Source organism: Methyloversatilis thermotolerans (assembly GCF_000372885.1).
Lineage (GTDB): Bacteria > Pseudomonadota > Gammaproteobacteria > Burkholderiales > Rhodocyclaceae > Methyloversatilis > Methyloversatilis thermotolerans.
This window is the reverse complement of sequence record NZ_KB889967.1, coordinates 61,193-80,847: the sequence shown is the minus strand read 5'-3', so window position 1 is coordinate 80,847 and position 19,655 is coordinate 61,193. Positions and strand designations below refer to the sequence as shown.

Here is a 19,655-nt window from a genome sequence, read left to right as displayed (position 1 = left end):
GGAGCCGGGGTTTGGGGGGAGCGGGCTTGCCCGCGATGCAGCTTCGAACGAAGCCCGCGGCCCGCATAAGCCCCATCGCGGCCAGAGGCCGCTCCCGCGTGAGCTCGCCCCAACCGCGAACGGCGCCAGGATCGCCACCGGAGCGGCCCCTTTCCGCGCAACCGGTCACGAACCGGGCGTAAGCTTTTTGCACGCACCCCGGTCTGTGCAGGTATCGGTGCCCAAAGGAATGCGCGTGATACTCGGTTTCAGCAAACGGAAAAGCTTCGAGCAGGCGGTACGGGCATTCACGCCCGACCTCTACCGCTTCGCGTGGTGGCTGTGCCGCGACAAATTCGTGGCCGAGGACCTGGTGCAGGAAACCTTTGCGCGCGCCTGGAAGGCATGGGACGACATCAAGGATTCCAGCTCCACGCGGAGCTGGCTCATCACCATCGTGCGGCGTGAACACGCGCGGCTTTACGAGCGCAAGCAGCTCGACATGGTCGATGCCGAACTGGAAGATATTCAGGTGGCGGCCGACCACGAACCGATAGAACTGTTCGAGATGGAAAACCTGCTGGAAAGCCTGCCGCTCAGTCTGCGCGAACCCCTGGTACTGCAGGCGCTGGGCGGATTTTCGTGCGCCGAGATCGCGGACATGCTGGGGACCACCGAGGGCGCGGTGATGACCCGCCTGACACGCGCACGCCAGGCCTTGCGCGGTACGCTCGAAGCCCCCGTGCGGAGGGCCGGCGCATGAATGCCCCGTTCAACTGCATCGATTTCCGCCGCGAAAAGATGGCTGATCCGCGCCGGCTCAGCGAGGCGGCGGAAGAACACCTGATCGCCTGCCCGGCCTGCCAGGCCTTTTCGCGCCGCATCAATGCAAGCGAGCGCATGCTGCAACAGACGGTGGCGGTGGAGGTGCCGGAAGGCCTCGCCGAACGCGTACTGGTGGGCACGCGCAGTCGCACCCGCGCGCCCTTCACGCTGTGGGCACTGGCGGCCAGCGTGGTACTCAGCGTGGGCCTGGGCCTGCAGTACTGGCACGGTGCGCCCGACCGCGAGCGGGTGGCGCTGGCGGTCGAGCACGTGATGCACGAGCCCGAATCCTTCATGAGTACGCGCCAGGTTCCGCCGGAACAGGTATCCCGGGTACTGGCGAGCTTTGGTGCCGACGTACAGATACCGCTCACCACGGTGCGTTACGTGAAGCTGTGTCCGGTACCCGGCGGCACCGGGTGGCACATCGTGTTCGACACGCCGGAAGGCCCGGTCACGCTGCTGCTGTTGCCGCAGAAAGACAGCGCCATCCGCACCGTCACCACGACCTACCGCGGCATGGGCGTGCATGTCGAACCGGGCGGCCAGGGCATGTTCGCACTGGTGGCCGGCGACACGACCAAGGTGCGCGACGCTGCCCGCATGCTGCATCGTCATGTGAGCTGGAACACCGGCAAGGTGCTGAGCGACAACGAACACCCCGTGCTGCCGCGTAGCTGAACGCGGCCCGTGTCACGGCATCGCAGGGCGCAGGGTTTACAATCCTGCGTCCATTTTTTTCGCCTGCCGCGCCTGCAATGGAACTGACCCGCCTGCTGTCCCAGCTCGACGCCCGCATGCTGGGCGAGCTGTTTTCCGAGGAAACCATCAAACGCGGCCGGCAGTACATCACCCAGGTCGGTGAGATCGAGGTCAATGGCTCGCGCATGCGCGCCAGGGTGCGCGGATCGGAAAGCACTCCCTACGAGGTGATTGTCCGGCTGGAACGCCGCGAGTACTTCGGCGAACTGACGCTGGAAGTCGCCACGCGCTGCACCTGTCCGGTAGGCAATCGCTGCAAGCACGCGGTGGCGCTGTTGCTGGCGGCGCAGAAGCGCGGCGAACTGATCGAACGACCGCGCGGCGAAGTACTCAAGTGGGCGCAGACGCTGAGGCAGCGCCTGCAGCCTGCGCAGTCCGCCGACAAGAAGCGCACCAGCGCGCCCAAGGATGCGATTGCCTACGTGCTGGTGATGCGCGGGCCGCATGCGCCGGAATTCAAGCTGCTCAAGGCGCGCCTGGGCCGCGACGGCGAGTTTTCCGGCGCCGCCCAGCCCTGGTTCAATTACGAACAGGCACTGCTCAAGCCGCCCTCCTTCGTGCAGGACAGCGATCTGCCGGTATTCCGCACGCTGCGCGAGGCGATCCGCCGGCGCTCCGGCAGCGCCTTCGTGCCGTTCGAGATTTCCGGCAGCGACGGCCTGGCGGTGCTGCGCAACGCGCTGGAAACCGGCCGCACCTTCATCCGCGAGGACGATTCGGACTTCGCGCCGGCGCATGTGCTGCACACCGGCGATGCGCGTGCCGGGCACCTGGAATGGCAGACCGAAAGACTGGGCGTGCGCGCCATGCTCGCCTGTACGCCGCCCGCTGGCTATACGCTGCCCACCGACCCGCCCTGGTACCTCGACCTCGAACATCACACGGTGGGCGAAATCACCCATCCGCAGCGCGAGGTGCTGCAGGCGGTGCTCGAACTGCCGGTGCTGTCGGCGGTGGAGCTGCCGCTGGTGGCCGAAGCGCTGGGCGAGGTGGCGCCCGGCATGCCGTCACCGCTGGGACTGGAGGCCGCCCGACTGCCTCAGGTCGACACCCCGCTCACGCCGGTGCTGAAGCTGGACAGCCTGACTGTGTGGCACGTGAAGCCGCACCGGCGCTATGACAAGGCGCTCGGCAACGCACTGTACGACATCGCCCTGCCCGCCATGCGCTATGGCGAGGTGTACTTCGCGGCAGGCGACGACAGCGACCTCGCATCGCTGCCCAGCGGCCGCGCCGTGCGCGTCAAGCGCGACCGCGCCGCGGAAGAGACGGCCATGAAGCAATTGACCGAAGTGGGCTTCGCGCCGGTGAAATCCGGCTGGCTGCAGATGTGGGAACCGCTGCCGGTCGGTGCGCTGGGTCTGGAAAGCGAAGAGGCCTGGGGGCGCTTCTTCGCCGACGCCGCGCGCCGGCTCACCGCCGCCGGCTGGCAGATCGACTGCCCGCCGATGTTCCGGCACCGCGTGCTGGTGGTGGACGAATGGCATGCCGACATCGAGGAAGGCGAGAACGGCTGGCTGGAGCTGTCACTGGGCATCGACGTCGGCGGCCGGCGGATGGATCTCGCGCCGCTGCTGCATGCGCTGTTCAGGCGCGACCGCCGCTGGCTGGACCCGGTGTCGCTCGACCGCATGGACGACGACGACAGCACCGAGCTCTATACCGCCGAAGGCGAGCGCATCGTCGTGCAGACCGGGCGCATCAAGCCGCTGGCGCGCACGCTGGTGGACCTGTTCGACAACCCGGGCGAAGGGCCGCTCGCCGTGTCGCGCATGGACGCGCCGCGTCTGGCCGAGGCACTGGGTGCGGACTGGACGCGCGAAGGATTCCAGTCGCTGGAACAGTGGGTGGCACGGCTGCGCAGCATGGACAAGGTGCAGGCGGTGGATGCGCCCGCCGGCTTCGGCATCGAACTGCGTCCCTACCAGCGGGAAGGCCTGGCCTGGCTGCAGCATCTGCGGGCGCACGACATCGGCGGCATACTGGCCGACGACATGGGCCTGGGCAAGACGGCGCAGACGCTGGCCCATCTGCTCACCGAGAAGCAGAGCGGCCGGCTGGACCGCCCGGCTCTGGTGGTGCTGCCCACCTCGCTGGTATTCAACTGGCAGCGCGAAGCCGAACGTTTCGCGCCGGCACTGCGCGTACTCAAGCTGCACGGGCCGGACCGCTTCCAGCAATTCGCTCGCGTTCCGCAGCACGACGTATGCCTCACCACCTATCCGCTGCTGTGGCGCGACCATGAAAAGCTGGCTGAGCACGACTATCACCTGCTCATCCTCGACGAAGCGCAGACGGTGAAGAACGCCGGCAGCCAGGCCGCACGCGCGGTGCGCACGCTGCGTGCCCGCCACCGCCTGTGTCTGACCGGCACGCCGCTGGAAAACCACCTGGGCGAGCTGTGGGCGCAATTCGACTTCCTGCTGCCCGGCTTTCTGGGCGAGCAGAAGGACTTCACCCGTCACTGGCGCACGCCGATCGAGAAGCATGGCGACCTGATACGGCGCGAGCTGCTGGCGCGGCGCGTGGCGCCCTTCATCCTGCGCCGGCGCAAGGACGACGTGGCGGCCGACCTTCCGCCCAAGACCGAGGTGGTGCGCACGGTGGAACTGGCCGGCCGCCAGCGCGACCTGTACGAAACCGTGCGCGTGGCGATGGACAAGCGGGTGCGCGAGGAAATCGCCAGCCGCGGCTTTGCGCGCAGCCGCATTGTCATCCTGGACGCCCTGCTCAAGCTGCGCCAGGTGTGCTGCGACCCGCGCCTGCTCAAGACCGACGCCGCCGCCCGCGTGAAGGAGCGCGCCAAGCTCGACCTGCTGATGGACATGCTGGACAGCCTGCTCGCCGAAGGGCGCAAGGTACTGGTGTTCTCGCAGTTCACCGGCATGCTGGACCTCATCCATGCGGCGCTGACCGACGAAGGGATAGACAGCGTCATGCTCACCGGCGACACGCAGAACCGCGAAGCGGTGGTGCGCCGCTTCCAGGAAGGCACCGTGCCGGTGTTCCTGATCAGCCTGAAGGCCGGCGGCGTCGGCCTCAACCTCACCGCCGCCGACACCGTCATCCACTACGACCCCTGGTGGAACCCCGCCGCCGAAAACCAGGCCAGCGACCGCGCCCACCGCATCGGCCAGGACAAACCGGTGTTCGTCTACAAGCTCATCGTCGCCGGCAGCATCGAGGAGCGCATCGTCGCGCTGCAGGAAAAGAAGGCCGCGCTGGCCGAAGGCATCCTCGGCAACGATGAAGCCGCGTTGGAGAAGTTCGGCGAAAGCGATCTGGCGGCGCTGCTGGAGCCGTTGGCGGAGTAAGTCGTCCGCAGGCAGATCGACCGGCGGCGCCCTGTTTGCGTCAGCCGGCGTGATGCCTTCTCGTTATCCGGTGATCGAATATCGGTATTTCACAGCTTTCACGACACTTCGGATACTCCCGCCGATGGTCCGCGCAGATTGCCTGTCCGGGTCATCACGCCCCTCAATCACGGAGTCATCCCATGAACACGATCAAGGCCACCCTGCACGCCACATCGCTCGCCCTGCTGTTGTCCCTTGCAGCCGCTGCCGTTCACGCGGGACCGGACGAAACGTCCGTGTATTTCATGGACTTCTCAGGAAAGATGCGCACCATGGACGTGATGAAGAAAATGGACACCAATGGCGACAAGATGGTGAGCAAGGCCGAGTTCATGAAGGTGATGGACATGAGTTTCGACAAGATGGACAAGAATGGCGACGGCATGCTCGACAGCAAGGAATGGATGGGAGAGAAACTGTACGGCGGCGGCAACGGCTGAGCGGGGTCGCTGCAGCTCAGTGGCAAGCGGAAAGCCCTGCCGCCTCGGGTTCGCTGCTTGCCACGGCGGGCCGGAAGCGGCGATGCAAAAGTGTCCGACGCTGACGGCCGGCCGGGCAGCGCGACCTTTCGCCTGCGCCAGCGAAAACGATGCTCGAGGATCAGGGGCCTGAACTTCAGGCGCCGGGAGGCACCATCGCGACGCCGACGCGACCGGTCGCCGTGCTTGCGGACCGGGGGCCCGGCAGTGCGAGCACATATGTCCTGCCGGATCGAAGCAGCAGTACGGCGGCGCAGCCCGCACGCCAGGACGGTGCGCAACCCTGCATGCCCTTGCGCCACCAATCGTAGAGGCGGATCACATCTTGGCCAGATCTGAAGTACATCAGGCCAGGCAATGAATTTCGCCGCAACGCGCAGGCATCCGACGCCCTGGCGAGCGCCGCCTCCAGGCGTACCAGTTCCCCCAGCCATGGCAGCATCGTCAGTTCCGGTTGCGCGGCCAGCCATCCATGGGCGAACGCGTGTTCGGTCTGCCGCAGCGAATCCAGCCCGGGATGTTCAACGATCATGCGGCGCACCAGAGCGGCGAAGCCATCGCGGCCCAGCAGGTCTGCGGTGCACGGAAAGCGGGCGCGCAGATGACTGGCCATCATGCTCTCAAGGTCGCACCAGTATTGCCGCGCCCGGGCATCGGCGGCATCCGTATCGGTGTCGAGATGAATGGAGTCCGCCACAAAGGACTGCCTCAGCGCCTCCAGCTCGCCGGCAGCGACGTGCTTCACAGCGCGCACCCACGGCACGTCGGGGCGCACAGACGCACATCGTCGGCACGGACACTCAGGCTACTATCGTGGATCAGCATAGCGGAAACAGGAACAGTCGCCGGGATGCCGATTATGTGTTCATCCAGTGGCCGCGCCGGAAATCACTCGTTTTCATCAACCCATAGACGGTGTGCATCACGCCCGACGCACAAGCAAGGAGCACAAGGTGGAGCTCTACCAGATTCGCTACTGCCTGGCGCTGGCCGAAACCCTCAACTTCACGCGTGCGGCCGAACGCTGCTTCGTATCGCAGCCTGCACTCACCAGAGCGATACAGCGGCTTGAGGACACCCTCGGTGGATTGCTGTTCGAGCGCAGCAAAGTGGCGGTGAGTCTGACGGATTTCGGTCGCTCCATGCTTCCCAGCCTGCAGCAGATCTATGCCGCCGCCAGCCAGACACGCGATCTCGCGCGACGGCTGCAGCAGCAAAGGCCGGAAGTCGTGCGCGTCGGCATCATGTGCACGATAGACCTCAGTGCCATCTTCCCCGCCTTCGTTGCCTTTCAGACCGAGCACCCGAGGACGGACATCCTGTTCCGCGAAGGTTCGATGGAAGCGCTGATCGATGCACTGGACAAGGGCGATATCGATGTCGCACTGCTCGCCTCCCCTTATGACATCGCACGTCGTTTTGCAGGACCGGTCCTGTATCGCGAGGATTTCGTGGTCGCACACGCGTCGTCCCACCGTTTCGGCGATCAAGCCGCGATAGCCATCGCGGACCTCGCGGGCGAGCCCTATTGCGAGCGCAGCCTCTGCGAGTACAGCACCTATATACAGCGGGGCATGGAGGAATGGGGCATCGATGTGAACGTGGTACAGCAGACCACGCGCGAGGACTGGGTGCAGACCATGATCCGGGCCGGCATCGGCGTCGCCTTCGTCGCCGAATCGACCGCACTGTCGGGTGGCCTGTCATTCAGCCATGTGGCAGGCACGCCTTTCGTTCGCGAAGTACGTGCCTTGCTGCTCAGCGACCGCACTCGCTCGGCAGCCATGGACGAGCTTCAGGCCTTCCTGCGCGAATTCGATTGGTCGAGCCTGCCCAGTCTCAAGAAACCCGTTGTATCCGAGGACTGAGACGGCAAGAAAAGAGGGCGCCCGTTCTCCCTAGGGCGCACTCCGCGCGCGGAAGCGGTCGCGCGAGCACGCGCGCTGGCGACGAACTTCCGGGGCAGGCGCCGCCCGCCGCCCGCTCTTCTCCCGCAACGCTAAACTTGAGACGATGACGCCCCGCGAACACGCATTCCGCTCACTGACGATCCGGGCGTCGCATGACGCCCTGCGCCTCATTCCATCGCCCACCTTGCCGCCATCATGACCCTTGCCGACACCTGCATCCTGATCGCCTGCCTGCTGCCCATCGTCTGTGCCTGGATCGCCAAGCAGAAGGGCTTCGGCAAGCCGCGGCGCGAAGGCGGCTTCGACAACCACAATCCGCGTCAGTGGCTGGCCGGTCTGCAGGGTCTGCCGGCGCGCGCGCATGCGGCGCAGTTGAACAGTTTCGAGGCACTGCCGCTGTTCATCGCCGGCGTGCTGGTGGCTGAACGCATGCAGGCCACACAGGGCACGGTGGATGCGCTGGCGATCGCCTTCATCGCCGCGCGCATCGCTTACATCGCGGCCTATCTGGCCGACCGCGCCAATCTGCGATCCGTGGTCTGGTTGATCGGGGTCGGCTGCTGCATTGCGCTGTTCTTCGTCGGTTGAGGTGAAACGGGGCGGTCGCGCATCCCCCAAGCCTCACGCCCGGCCGCCGCCGGCGCCGATGATGAGGTTGAACACCTCGCGCGCGAGCGCCAGTTCCAGCCGCGCGCTGCCACGCAGTTCGCTGATCGCCTTGAAGGTACCGCCATGCGGTTCGAGCAGCGCCTTGGGCGCTTCGAAGGTGTTGAAGCGCAACAGATGGATTTTCACCGGGCCGTCGGCCGTGTGCACCCAGTGGTCGAAGTCGTCGGCGACGATCACCTCGTCCGGGTTCAGGCCCAGGCGCTCGACCGCTGCCGCCTTGACCGCCTCACCGTCGTGCCGAGCCGAAATGCCGGCGGGTGGCGGCTGCAGTTCGGCCTCCTCCGGCAAGGCACCCGGCAGCAGCAGGCTGCCATCCAGCCGCGCGAACATGAGCGCGGCGCTGTAGCTGTCGAAGTGCACCAGCATGGCGCGGTTGGCAGCCCACACATCCTGAGTATCCACGGTTTTCTCCCTCGCTTGCACGCCGGATCCTGACGCGCTGCGGTCGAGTATGCCCCAGCGCACGGGCAGTGCAGCGCCGGCCAGCGCGGACGTCCGTGCGGCAGCGCGCCCGCTTCCGGCGCGGCCTGTGCGCGTGCCGGTCATCCCGGCGGCGCATCGGCAAGGCCGACAAGCTCGCCGACACGCCATGCGCCCTTGCCATCAACCACCGATACCTATGTCATACTTTGCGCTCGCCGATATCCGGCACGCAGATCCGCATGGCATGGAGAGACATGGATATGAATACTGCAAAGCGTGGTTTCACCCTGGTCGAGATTGCCATCGTACTGGTCATCATCGGCCTCCTGCTCGGCGGTGTGCTGAAGGGGCAGGAACTGATCAACAGCGCCAAGGCGAAAAGCCTGGTGAATGACTTCCGCACGATGTCCACCGCCATCTATGCCTACCAGGACCGCTTCCGCTTCCTGCCCGGCGACGATCCGTCGGCCGCCCAGCATGTGAATGGTACCCAGGCCACGGCACCGGCGGGCGATGCGCGCGGCAACGGCCGCATCGGCGGCGCGTGGAACTCCACCAGCGCGCAGGACGAATCGCGGCTGGTGTGGCAGCACCTGCGGCTGGCCAATCTGCTGACCGGCCCGACCAGCGAAACCGATGCCGCGTATACGCCGCGCAATGCCGACAACGGCATCATCGGCATCAGCAGTACGGCGCCGATACTGCCCTCGGGCAGCAGCGGGCCGGAGGCGCGCGCGATGACCGGTGCCTATTTCCTGTGTTCCAGCGGCATCACCGCACGGCTCGCGCGACAGGTCGACAGCACGATGGACGATGGTTTCAGCCAGAGCGGGACGGTGCGCGCGATGCTGGACAGCAATGGCGTGCCGGCCGCGAGCGGCCGTGCGGTGGCACTGGACGCCGCGTCCGAGGACGGCAACGAGCGCTACACGATCTGCGTGGGGTTCTGATTCACAGACGGGCTGCACATCAGCCGGGTAGCGCGCAGCGCGGCTTGACCCGTGCGCCTGCCGCCGGCCACCAGAGCCGTCAGCCCTTCAGCAATCGCGCCTCGGCGCGCGTCAGTTCCGCCGGCTCGCCCAGCAGCACCACCACGTCGCCGCTTTCCAGCACCAGTTCGGAACTGGGTTCCAGCGCACGGATGCCGCGCCGGCGGATGGCGCTCACCTGAACACGATCCTCTTCGAAGTGGAACTCCTCCAGCCGGTGGCCGATGGCCCATGCGCCGGGCGCAAGCGGCACCGAGTGCAGCCGCGTGAACTGCACTTCGCCGGCCGCCTCGTCGGCGAGCTGATCGGCGCCGCGGTACAGGCCGCGCAGCAGGTGGTAGCGGTCGCCGCGCAACTGGCGTATGCGCTTGAGCACGCGCGCCAGCGGCACGCCGAGCAATACCAGCGCATGGGTGGCCAGCATGAGCGAGGACTCGAGCGATTCCGGCACGACTTCGGTCGCCCCGGCGGCGGCCAGCTTGTCGTAGTCGCGTTCATCGAAGGTGCGCACCACCACCGGCACGTCCGAGCGCAGTTCGTGCGCCAGGTGGATCACCCGCATCGCGGCATCGGTATCGACGAAGGTGACCACGATGATGGACGCGCGCGCGATGCCGGCGGCGACCAGCGTTTCGCGCTTGCCGGCATCGCCGAACACCACGGTCTCGCCGGCCGCCGCCGCCTCGCGCACCCGTTCCGGATCCAGGTCGAGCGCAATGAATGAAATGCCTTCGTTTTCCAGGAAGCGCCCCAGATACTGGCCGTTGCGACCGTAGCCGCAGACGATGGCGTGGCTGTCGGTGGCGAGCGACTGGGCAGCGATGGAGGTGAGCTGCATCGAGCGCAGCAGCCACTCGGACGGCACCAGCCGCAGCACGATGCGGTCGGCGTAGTGGGCGATCAGCGGCGCGATGAGCAGCGTGAGCAGCAGCGAGGCCAGCACGATCTGCAGGATGCGGTCCGGAATCAGGTTGGCGGAATCGGCCAGCGAAATCAGCACGAAGCCGAATTCACCGCCGGCGCACAGCCAGAGTCCGACGCGCAGCGCATTGCCGGGTGACGATCCGAAGGCGCGCGAGGCGGCGGCGGCCACCACGAACTTGCCGATCAGGATGAGCAGCACCGTCAGCAGCACGAAGAACAGTTCGGACAGCACCAGCGCCAGATTCAGCCGCATGCCTATGGTGACGAAGAACAGCCCCAGCAGCACGTCGCGGAAGGGCTTGATGTCGTCCTCCACCTGATAGCGGTACTGGGTTTCGGAAATGAGCATGCCGGCCAGGAAGGCGCCCAGCGCCAGCGACAGGCCGGCCAGTTCGGTCGCGAACGCCATGCCCAGCGTCACCAGCAGCACATTGAGCATGAACAGCTCGGGCGACTTGCGCATGGCCACCACGTGGAACCAGCGCTGCATCAGGCGCGGACCGAGGAACAGGATGAGTGTGAGCGCGACCGCCGCCTTGACGCCCGCCAGCGCGAGCGCTTCCATGCTTTCCTCTGCGCCCAGCGCCAGTACCGGGATGACCACGAGGAAGGGCACGACCGCCAGATCCTGGAACAGCAGCACGCCGACCACCTGCCGGCCGTGGGTGGAATCCAGTTCCAGCCGCTCGACCAGCAGTTTGATCAGTACCGCGGTGGAAGACATGGCGAGGGCGCCGCCGACCGCGATGGCGCCCTTGAAGCCAAGGCCGAACAGCCAGGCGAACGCCATCACGCCGAGCACGGTAAAGCCGACCTGGGCCGCGCCCAGGCCGAACACCAGCCGCTTCATCGAGAACAGCTTGGGCAGCGAGAACTCGAGCCCGATCGAGAACATCAGGAAAACGATGCCGTATTCGGCGAAATTGCGGGCTTCCTGGGTATCCGGTATGAAGGCCAGCGCATGCGGACCGGCGAGCGCGCCCACCAGCAGATAACCCAGTATCGGCGGCAGTCCGATGCTGCGGAACAGGCCGACCACCAGCACGGAGGCGGTGAGCAGCAGAAGGACCAGCTCGAGGGCAGACATGGAGGCAGCGTTCTCGGCCGCGCCGGGGGCGGGCGGCCGCCTGTCGGAGCAGGTTGTTATAATCCGCGCCGATCATAACCGATCGTCAGCCAGTGGGTATTACGTATGACTGACGCCCTCCTCCGACCTGCCCCGCACATGACACAAGCCGTTGCACCCCGTTCCGAGGACATCCTGAGCTGCGCCCGCCGCGTGCTCGAGGTCGAGGCGCGCGCGCTCGACGCAATGTCCGCCCGCCTGGGCGAACAATTCGCGCAGGCGGTCAGGCTCATCCTGGAAAGCCGTGGCCGCGTCATCGTGAGCGGTCTGGGCAAGTCCGGCCACGTGGCGCGCAAGATCGCCGCCACCATGGCCAGCACCGGTACGCCCGCCTATTTTGTCCATGCGGCGGAGGCACTGCACGGCGATCTGGGCATGATCCATCGCGACGACGTACTGATCGCGCTGTCGAATTCGGGCGAAACCGCCGAGCTGCTGGCGGTGGTACCTCTGGTCAAGCGCCAGGGCGGACGCACCATCGCGATGACCGGCAAGCCGGCCTCGACGCTGGCCAGCCTCGCCGACGTCCACCTGGACGCCGGCGTCGAGGTCGAGGCCTGCCCGCTCAATCTGGCGCCCACCGCCAGCACCACCTGCGCGCTCGCGCTGGGCGACGCGCTGGCGGTGGCGCTGCTCGAAGCACGCGGTTTCCGCGAGGAGGATTTCGCGCGCAGCCACCCGGGCGGCGCACTCGGCCGTCGCCTGCTCACTCATGTGCGCGACGTGATGCGCACGCGCGATGCGGTGCCGACGGTGCCGCTCGCCGCCAGCGTGACCGATGCGCTGCTGCAGATCACGCGCGGCGGCATGGGCATGACCGTGGTACTGGATGCCGCCGGCGGCGTGGCCGGCATGTTCACCGACGGCGATCTGCGCCGCGCGATCGACAGGCTGGGCGATGTGCGCGCGGTTGCGGTGGCCGACCTCATGACGCGCAACCCGCGCACGATACAAGCCGGAAGACTGGCGGCCGAAGCGGCCGATCTGATGGAAACACGGCGCATCAGCCAGTTGCTGGTGACCGGCGACAACGGCGAACTGGTCGGCGCGCTGACCATGCACGACCTGATGCAGGCCAAGGTGATATGAGCGATCCGCTACGCGATGCCGCCCGCAGGGTGAAGCTGATGGGCTTCGATGTCGACGGCGTGATGACCGACGGCACCATCTGGTTCGGACCGGATGGCGACAGCCTGAAGGGTTTCAACACGCTGGACGGACACGGCCTGAAGATGCTGGCCGGGGCCGGCGTGGAGGTGGTGATCATTTCCGGACGGTCGTCGGCGGCGGTCAAGCTGCGCGCCGCCAATCTCGGCATCACCACCGCGCTGCTCGGCGTCGAGAACAAGCGCGAAGCGATGCGCGAACTGGCCGCCGCGCGCGGCATCGACATGAGCGAGTGCGGCTATATGGGCGACGACATCGTCGATCTGCCGGTGCTGCGCGCCTGCGGATTTTCCGCGGCGCCCGCCAATGCGCACTTCTTCGTGCGCCAGCATGTGGCGTGGATCGCCGAAGCGGCGGGCGGGCGCGGCGCGGTGCGCGAGGTGTGCGAGTACCTGCTCGATGCGCGCGATGCGCTCGACGCGCTGCTGCGGGACTGCCTGCATTGAACCTGCAGCGCCACGTGCAGAAGGCCCTGCCCCTGCTCATCCTCATCCTGCTGGCCGGGCTCACCATGTGGCTGGAGCAGACCACCCGTGTCGACACGCCCCAGGCCACCGGCAAGCTGCGGCACGATCCGGATTCCATCGTGGACAACTTCACCATCCGCCGCTTCGACGAGAACGGCAAGGTGCAGCACACACTGGTCGCCGTGCAGATGCGGCACTATCCCGACGACGACACCACCGAGCTCGATTCGCCGCTGATCACCTTCGAGGGCAGCACCGGCCCCACGCGCATCAGCTCGCAGACCGCGCTGCTCACCAAGGATGGCGAGGAAGCCATCCTGCGCGACAATGTCTATCTGATACGCGATGCCACGCCGGCCAAGCCGGAAATGACGCTCAGGACGCAATTGCTCTACGTGTATCCGAATGAAGAAACCGCACGCACAGATCAGCCGGTCCGCCTCACCCAGGGCAGATCGGTCGCGAACGGGGTCGGCATGTTCGTCGACAATGTGAAGCAGGAGTACGTATTGCAGTCGCGCGTCAAAGCAACCATAGAAAGAAGTCGCCGCCCATGATGAAGCGCTCCGCACACGCCAGCCTGATCGCGCTGGCTCTACTTGCTTCCCTGCCCGCGCACGCCGAACGCGCCGATCGCGACAAGCCGGTCAATCTGGAAGCCGACAAGGTGACCGTGGATGACCGCACCCGTACCCACATTTTCGAGGGCAATGTGGTGTTTACCCAGGGCACGCTCACGATCAAGGCCAACAAGGTAGTGGTGACCCAGGATGCCAGCGGCTACCAGAAAGGCGTCGCCACAGGCGGCCAGGACGGTCTGGCACGCTTCCGCCAGAAGCGCGACGGTCGCGACGAGTGGATGGAAGGCGAAGCCGAGCGTATCGAGCACGATGCGCGCACCGAAATCACCAAGTTCTTCGTCCGTGCCTACGTGAAAAGCGGTGGCGACGAGGTGCGCGGTCAGTACATCGAGTACAACTCGATCAGCGAGAACTACACGGTCACCAATTCGTCCGATGCGCGAACCGTGCCGTCGGCCGGCGACCAGTCCAAGCGCGTGCGCGCCATCATCCAGCCCAAATCCGGCGCCGAGGCGCAACCCGCCCAGCCCGCCGCGCCGAAGCAGTAAGGTCGGTCGTCCCTTCCAAAGACGTGCGCTCGGGGCGGGCGCGGCCGTGCGGCCGATGGGGCGGAGGCCGCAGGTTTCGTTGCCCGGCGCGTCGCGGTCAAGCCGGCTTCCGTGGCCCCCTGCCTGCGTGCGCGCCGCGCGCGAAAGCACCCGGACCGCTCCCGACCCGCGGCGTCATCGCGACCGCATCGCGCGCGGTACCTGCACGCGCCGGCCAGTCAGGACCCGGCCGGCAAGTCGGCATCGGTCATGCGCCCGTGTTCGTCGGAATAGGTGGCATTGATGCGGGCGAGATCGTCCAGCACGCGGTGGAAAGCCGCCATCAGGTCCGGATCGAAATGCGTGCCGGTGCTCTGATCCATGATCTTCACCGTCTCTTCCAGCGGAATCGCCGGTTTGTACGGACGCGCATTCATCAGGGCATCGAACACGTCGGCGATGGCGACGATGCGACCGAACACCGGGATGTCGTGGCCGCGCAGCCCCGCCGGGTAGCCTGTGCCGTCGAATCGCTCGTGATGGGTGAGCGCGATGATGCGCGCGGATTCGAGCAGCGGGTCGTCGTGCTCGCCGATGATTTCGGCACCGATCTGCGGATGCCTCTTCATGACCGCCCATTCGTCGGCATCCAGTGCGCCGGGCTTGCGCAGGATGGAATCCGGTACGCCTATCTTGCCCACGTCGTGCATGGACGACGCCTGGAACAGCAGGTCGAGCGAAGCTTCACCCAGACCGGCCGCCGCGCCGATCAGGCGCGAGTAGTAGCTCATGCGGATGATGTGGTTGCCGGTTTCGTAGTCGCGGAATTCCGCCGCGACGCCGAGGCGCCGGATGATCTGCTGACGCGACACGAGCAGTTCCGCGGTGCGCTCGGCCACGCGCCGTTCCAGTTCGCGCGTCTGGTCGTACAGCGCAAGATGGGTGCGCACCCGTGCCGACACGATGGGCGGGCTGATGGGTTTGGTGATGTAGTCGACCGCGCCCACCTCCAGCCCCTTGCGTTCATCCTCGATCGAAGTCATCGCCGTGACGAAGATGACCGGAATGCCGCAGCGGTCGGGGTTGGCCTTGATCTTGCGGCAGACCTCGTAGCCATTCATGCCGGGCATCATGATGTCCAGCAGCACGAGATCGGGCGGGTCATCGGAATTGATGATGGAGAGCGCCCGCTCGCCGGTGGTGGCCACCTTGACGCGGTAATGGTCGCGCAGCACGCCGCCCAGCAGATCGATGTTCTCCGGCGTGTCGTCGGCGACCAGCACGGTCTGTTTCGGGGGTCGTGTCGCTCCAGCCTGCGTTGCAGTCACCCTGCTCTCCTTGTCGATCGATTGCCGCATGTGCGCCGACATGCGTCGGGTCACCCACCGATCATATCAACCTCGGTCGCACTGTCGCCGTCTTTCCCTCACGCTTCGACCCCGACACGCGCGCGAAGTGCGCCGAGCTTGTCCGCCGCACGCTCGAAATCATAGGTACGCAGGGCATCGCACAGCGCTTCGGCGAGACTTTCCAGCGACGAGCCCGCCATGACCTTGAGCAGATCTTCCGCCTGGACGCGTGCGTCGGCGTCGCAGTCGGCAATCAGTTGTTCGAGCGAACGCAGCGGCGCGCGCAACTTGCCGGAATCGGGCAGCCGCTCGTCACTGTGCGATATCGCCTCCTCGCGCAGCCAGGGATGGCCGCGCAGCGTGTCCATCAGGGGCTGAAGCAGATCGCCGACCCGGGCAAGCAAGCCGGTCACGACCTCGGCGGACGCGTTATCCGCGATCCTCGTTTCAAGCTCGGAAGCCAGCTCGTGCAGTGGCTGTGCGCCCAGTGTGCCGGTCAGCCCGCGCAGCGTGTGCGCGAGACGCCGGGCGGTTTCACGCTCGCCTGCCGCCATGGCTTCCGTGAACTGGATGATGAAGTCCGCCTGTCCGCGGACGAATCCTCGCAGCAGCCGGCGATAGAGCTGGGGCTTGCCCATGCAGTGCGCCATGCCCACCGCGACATCCAGCCCGGGCAGCGCCGGCACCGACTCGTCGTGGTCGATTGTCTGCCGAGCGGACGCCTCGCCCCCGAAATGCGGCCGCACCCACCGGGCCAGCGTGGCGAACATCTGCGGAATGTCGAGCGGCTTGGGAATGCAGTCGTTCATCCCGGCATCGGTCATGCGCGCCCGATCGGCTTCGAGCACGCTGGCCGTCATGGCGATCACCGGCAGCGCTGTCAGTCCGGGTCGCTTGCGCAGCTCGCGGGTGGCGGTGTAGCCATCCATCTCCGGCATCTGGCAGTCCATCAGCACCGCGTCGAAACGGGTATCGGTCGCCAGCACCGCCAGCGCCTGCCGACCATCGCCGGCCACCACCACGTCGATGCCGGCCCGCTCGAGCAGATCGCATGCCAGTTCCTGGTTCAGTTCATTGTCCTCGACCAGCAGAAGGCGGGCACCGGACAGTGAGGCCATGCAATCGTCGAGCGCCTCGCTGTCGGCACTTTCCAGCGCCGGGGCATGCCTGCGGCCATATGCCTGGGACACCGCATCGAGCAGCGATGACGGCGTGACCGGCTTGTGCAGCACCGCTTCGAAGTTGCGCCCGGCCGATTGCGTCGCGACGTCGTCGCGGCCGAGCGCGGTCACGAGAATCAGGCGCAGGCTGCGTCCGGGCCAGCGACGTCGCACCTCGTCGGCAAGCTGCACGCCATCCATGCCCGGCATCTTCCAGTCCACCAGCATGAGTCCGTAGGCGCCGGTGTCGCGGGCGAGCGCTTCGAGCGCCTGCTCGCCGCCGGGCACCGCGTCCACTGCCAGCCCCAGGCCACGACACAGCGCAGCCAGCACATCGCGCGCGCCGACATGGTCGTCCACCACCAGCACGCGCGAACCGGACAGATCGCTGGATACGGAACGTGCCTGCGCATCCGCGCCAAGCTGACGACCGAAGCGCGCGGTGAAGTTGAAGGTCGAGCCCTTGCCGGGGTCGCTGTCCACCCAGATGCGCCCGCCCATCAGTTCGACCAGTTGTCTTGAAATGGTCAGCCCCAGGCCGGTGCCTCCGTAGCGGCGGGTAATCGAACTGTCGGCCTGCACGAAGGGCTTGAACAGGCGGGCGACCTGCGCCTCGTCCATGCCGATGCCGGAATCGCTGACCGAAAACTGCAGTTCGACGCCGTGCTCGTCGACCGCGAGCGCCCGCACGCCGACGGTCACCTCGCCGCGCTCGGTGAACTTGATGGCATTGCCGCACAGATTGATCAGCACCTGGCCGAGGCGGCCGGGATCGCCGACCAGAGCGGTCGGGATGTCGGGCTCGGCGCTGAACAGCAGTTCGAGGTTCTTCTCCTCCGCCTTGACCCCTATCACGTCGACCATGTGGTCGATCACGCTGTCGAGCCGGAAATCGATGTGTTCGATATCCAGCTTGCCGGATTCGATCTTGGACAGGTCGAGGATGTCGTTCAGGATGGCCAGCAGGCCGCGCGCGGCACGGTGGGCCTTCTCCACGTAATTGCGCTGGCGCGGAGGCATTTCGTCGCGCAGCGCCAGATGCGTCATGCCCAGAATGGCATTCATCGGCGTGCGGATTTCATGCGACATGTTGGCAAGGAAGGTGGACTTCATGTGCGCCGCCATTTCCGCCGCGTCGCGCGCCTTCACCATCGCCTCTTCCGCCTGTTTCTTCAGCGTCACGTCGTGCGCCACCAGACAGTACAACTGGCGCGTGCCCTGCAGGATGGGAATGACCGTGAGATCCACCGTGAAGGGTTGGCCGTCGCCCTTCAGGAACTGCCATTCGCGCGACTGCGGCCGGCCGGATTCGCGCGAAAGCGCCAGCAGGCGCTGCCCCTCGGCCAGACTGTCGGCGCCGTCCGCCTGTCGCTCGGGAGACATGGGCGGCATCCAGGGTTCACGGCCGAGCAGCGTCTGCAGCGAAGTCACGCCGAACATGTCCAGCGTGACCGCATTGCAGTCGACCATGCCTTCGTCGCCGCTGAAGAACACATAGCTGTCGAATGAGTTCTCGAACACGGCGCGGAACTTCGCATCGTTGAGCTTGCGCGTGGTGATGTCCAGCCAGTAGCCGCTGTACAGCACACCGCCGGCGCCATCCGGACTGGGTGCACTGTCCACCCGCAGCCAGCGCACCATGCCATCCACCTTGAACTGGACTTCGCGGAAACCGACCGGCGGTTCATGATCATCCAGACCGGTCATGCGCCAGGGCAGTTGCGCATCGTCCTGCAACTGTTCCGCCGCCACCCCGAAAATGGCGTCGACGCCGCGCCCCAGATAGACGAAGCGCGGAGGAGCGTCCTTCGGTACGTGGTAGCGGAAAACCGTCATCGGCAAGGTGTCGGTCAGTTCCTTCAGTTCGCGCTGGCTGCGGTCGGCCTCCAGTCCCTGCTGCTCCCTGCGCGCGAAGAAGGACAGCAGCAGCAGACCGGCCATGAGCACGGTGGAACCGCCGGCAAGATGGCGCAGCCACAGACCCGCCGCCCCGTCCAGCGGCACCATGACCCAGGCCGCGAAGGGATGACCCGGGATATCCCGTCCCAGCAGCACATGCGGCTGGCCGTCCATGGACACCTGCCGGATCACACGGCCATCGATCACCCTTTCCGATATCTGCCAGGGCAGGTCGACCGGCACGCGCAGATAGCGGGCCATGTAGGCGTCGCGGTCCGGAACCGTCCCGTCGGCGGCATGGGGAAAGCGCGACAGCACTCGATCCGGATCGGCCGACAGCACGATCACGCCTTCCGCGTCGGTCACGAAGGCCCGTCGGTCATAGCCACCGAACAAGTGCTCGAAATCGCGTGGCTCCTGCTTGATCACGATGACGCCCGATGCGGATCCCGGTTCGCCCACCGCGGCAGAGAAGAAGAAGCCCGGTACGCCGCTCGGGCGCCCGACCGCGAACTGGCTGCCGCGTCCGGTGGCGATCGCCTCGGTGAAATAGGTGCGGTGCGAGTAGTCGCGTCCGAGCAGCGGAAGTTCGGTCAGCGCCTGATTGTCCGCCAGGACGATGCCGCGGGCGTCGGTCAGGTAGAGCCGGGACAGGTTGAAATCCTGGGCCACGGCGGCCAGCAGCATGCTTTTCTGGCGCGCGCGCGCGTCCTGGATGAGGAAGTTGCCACGCTGCGCCTCGTCGCCGTCCGGCACGCGCATGTCCGCGAGATAGCCCTGAATGGATTCCAGCCTCGCCAGCGCAACCGGCATCGCCGACAACTGGCGGAACGCCGCATCCAGGCCCGTGGACAGACCATCCAGCCGCAGCGCCGCCTCCAGCCGCATGCGCAGCCGGTAGTCGTCGTCGGCACGCTGCGCGATCAGCACCGTGGCTGCGATCACGATCAGCCCCCACAGCGCGGCGATCAGCCGCAGGCGGCGCTGAAGGGTGTTGGCGCGAGTGAGAAAATCGTTGGACGTCATGTAGTGGTGACTGAGTGACCTAGGTTACCGATAGGCA

At 66.5% G+C, this 19,655-nt stretch carries 16 protein-coding genes; 11 read left to right on the top strand and 5 right to left on the bottom strand.

The window, feature by feature from the left end; all coding sequences use genetic code 11:
* Nucleotides 1-229 precede the first annotated feature (229 nt).
* The 4 genes from A3Q7_RS0100375 to A3Q7_RS0100360 all read left to right on the top strand — a co-directional run bounded on the left by A3Q7_RS0100375 (nt 230) and on the right by A3Q7_RS0100360 (nt 5,362).
* Entirely contained in the window at nt 230-742 is a 513-nt protein-coding gene (locus A3Q7_RS0100375; RefSeq protein ID WP_040570725.1) for a sigma-70 family RNA polymerase sigma factor, read from the top strand.
* Nucleotides 739-1,485 (top strand): DUF3379 family protein, encoded by a 747-nt coding sequence (locus A3Q7_RS0100370; protein ID WP_018409854.1) that lies wholly within the window; start codon nt 739-741, stop codon nt 1,483-1,485. The genes A3Q7_RS0100375 and A3Q7_RS0100370 overlap by 4 nt, the downstream gene beginning before the upstream one ends.
* Before the next feature lie 77 nt (nt 1,486-1,562).
* Nucleotides 1,563-4,880 carry a DEAD/DEAH box helicase gene (locus tag A3Q7_RS0100365; protein WP_018409853.1) on the top strand — a complete coding sequence of 1,106 codons (3,318 nt, stop codon included), beginning with the start codon at nt 1,563-1,565 and terminating at the stop codon, nt 4,878-4,880.
* A gap of 182 nt (nt 4,881-5,062) precedes the next feature.
* Nucleotides 5,063-5,362 carry an EF-hand domain-containing protein gene (locus A3Q7_RS0100360; RefSeq protein WP_018409852.1) on the top strand — a complete coding sequence of 100 codons (300 nt, stop codon included), beginning with the start codon at nt 5,063-5,065 and terminating at the stop codon, nt 5,360-5,362.
* Nucleotides 5,363-5,537: 175 nt separating this feature from the next.
* On the opposite strand, the gene A3Q7_RS0100355 is transcribed toward A3Q7_RS0100360, so the two are convergent.
* A complete protein-coding gene (locus A3Q7_RS0100355; RefSeq protein ID WP_026224318.1) occupies nt 5,538-6,176 on the bottom strand; it encodes a hypothetical protein in 639 nt (212 codons plus the stop codon).
* 97 nt (nt 6,177-6,273) lie between these two features.
* On the opposite strand from A3Q7_RS0100355, the gene A3Q7_RS0100350 reads away from it, so the two are divergent.
* Together A3Q7_RS0100350 and A3Q7_RS0100345 are read left to right on the top strand one after the other, a co-directional pair.
* Complete coding sequence (locus tag A3Q7_RS0100350; RefSeq protein WP_018409850.1) at nt 6,274-7,269, top strand: LysR family transcriptional regulator; 996 nt, start codon at nt 6,274-6,276, stop codon at nt 7,267-7,269.
* A gap of 237 nt (nt 7,270-7,506) precedes the next feature.
* Nucleotides 7,507-7,899 (top strand): MAPEG family protein, encoded by a 393-nt coding sequence (locus A3Q7_RS0100345; protein ID WP_018409849.1) that lies wholly within the window; start codon nt 7,507-7,509, stop codon nt 7,897-7,899.
* Nucleotides 7,900-7,932: 33 nt separating this feature from the next.
* Here A3Q7_RS0100345 and A3Q7_RS0100340 read toward each other — a convergent pair whose 3' ends face one another.
* Nucleotides 7,933-8,382 (bottom strand): hypothetical protein, encoded by a 450-nt coding sequence (locus A3Q7_RS0100340; RefSeq protein ID WP_026224316.1) that lies wholly within the window; start codon nt 8,380-8,382, stop codon nt 7,933-7,935.
* Between the two features lie 281 nt (nt 8,383-8,663).
* Here A3Q7_RS0100340 and A3Q7_RS0100335 point away from each other — a divergent pair, with 281 nt between their 5' ends.
* On the top strand, nt 8,664-9,353 hold the full coding sequence (locus A3Q7_RS0100335; RefSeq protein ID WP_040570724.1) for a prepilin-type N-terminal cleavage/methylation domain-containing protein: 690 nt from the start codon (nt 8,664-8,666) through the stop codon (nt 9,351-9,353).
* 79 nt (nt 9,354-9,432) lie between these two features.
* Here A3Q7_RS0100335 and A3Q7_RS0100330 read toward each other — a convergent pair whose 3' ends face one another.
* Complete coding sequence (locus tag A3Q7_RS0100330; protein WP_018409846.1) at nt 9,433-11,403, bottom strand: cation:proton antiporter domain-containing protein; 1,971 nt, start codon at nt 11,401-11,403, stop codon at nt 9,433-9,435.
* Nucleotides 11,404-11,541: 138 nt separating this feature from the next.
* On the opposite strand from A3Q7_RS0100330, the gene A3Q7_RS0100325 reads away from it, so the two are divergent.
* From A3Q7_RS0100325 to lptA, 4 genes are read left to right on the top strand one after another with little or no spacing between them, the layout of a single operon-like run.
* On the top strand, nt 11,542-12,531 hold the full coding sequence (locus tag A3Q7_RS0100325) for a KpsF/GutQ family sugar-phosphate isomerase (RefSeq protein WP_026224315.1): 990 nt from the start codon (nt 11,542-11,544) through the stop codon (nt 12,529-12,531).
* The gene (locus tag A3Q7_RS0100320) at nt 12,528-13,055 is read left to right on the top strand and encodes a KdsC family phosphatase (protein WP_018409844.1); all 528 of its coding nucleotides are present in this window, start codon (nt 12,528-12,530) and stop codon (nt 13,053-13,055) included. The genes A3Q7_RS0100325 and A3Q7_RS0100320 overlap by 4 nt, the downstream gene beginning before the upstream one ends.
* Entirely contained in the window at nt 13,052-13,633 is a 582-nt protein-coding gene (gene lptC, locus A3Q7_RS0100315; protein ID WP_018409843.1) for an LPS export ABC transporter periplasmic protein LptC, read from the top strand. The genes A3Q7_RS0100320 and lptC overlap by 4 nt, the downstream gene beginning before the upstream one ends.
* Complete coding sequence (lptA, locus tag A3Q7_RS0100310; protein WP_018409842.1) at nt 13,630-14,205, top strand: lipopolysaccharide transport periplasmic protein LptA; 576 nt, start codon at nt 13,630-13,632, stop codon at nt 14,203-14,205. The genes lptC and lptA overlap by 4 nt, the downstream gene beginning before the upstream one ends.
* Nucleotides 14,206-14,423: 218 nt before the next feature.
* Here the strand turns inward: lptA and A3Q7_RS0100305 are convergent, their stop codons facing one another.
* Both A3Q7_RS0100305 and A3Q7_RS0100300 read right to left on the bottom strand, forming a co-directional pair.
* On the bottom strand, nt 14,424-15,554 hold the full coding sequence (locus tag A3Q7_RS0100305) for a response regulator (protein WP_018409841.1): 1,131 nt from the start codon (nt 15,552-15,554) through the stop codon (nt 14,424-14,426).
* A gap of 56 nt (nt 15,555-15,610) precedes the next feature.
* A complete protein-coding gene (locus A3Q7_RS0100300; RefSeq protein ID WP_018409840.1) occupies nt 15,611-19,618 on the bottom strand; it encodes a response regulator in 4,008 nt (1,335 codons plus the stop codon).
* Nucleotides 19,619-19,655: the final 37 nt, after the last annotated feature.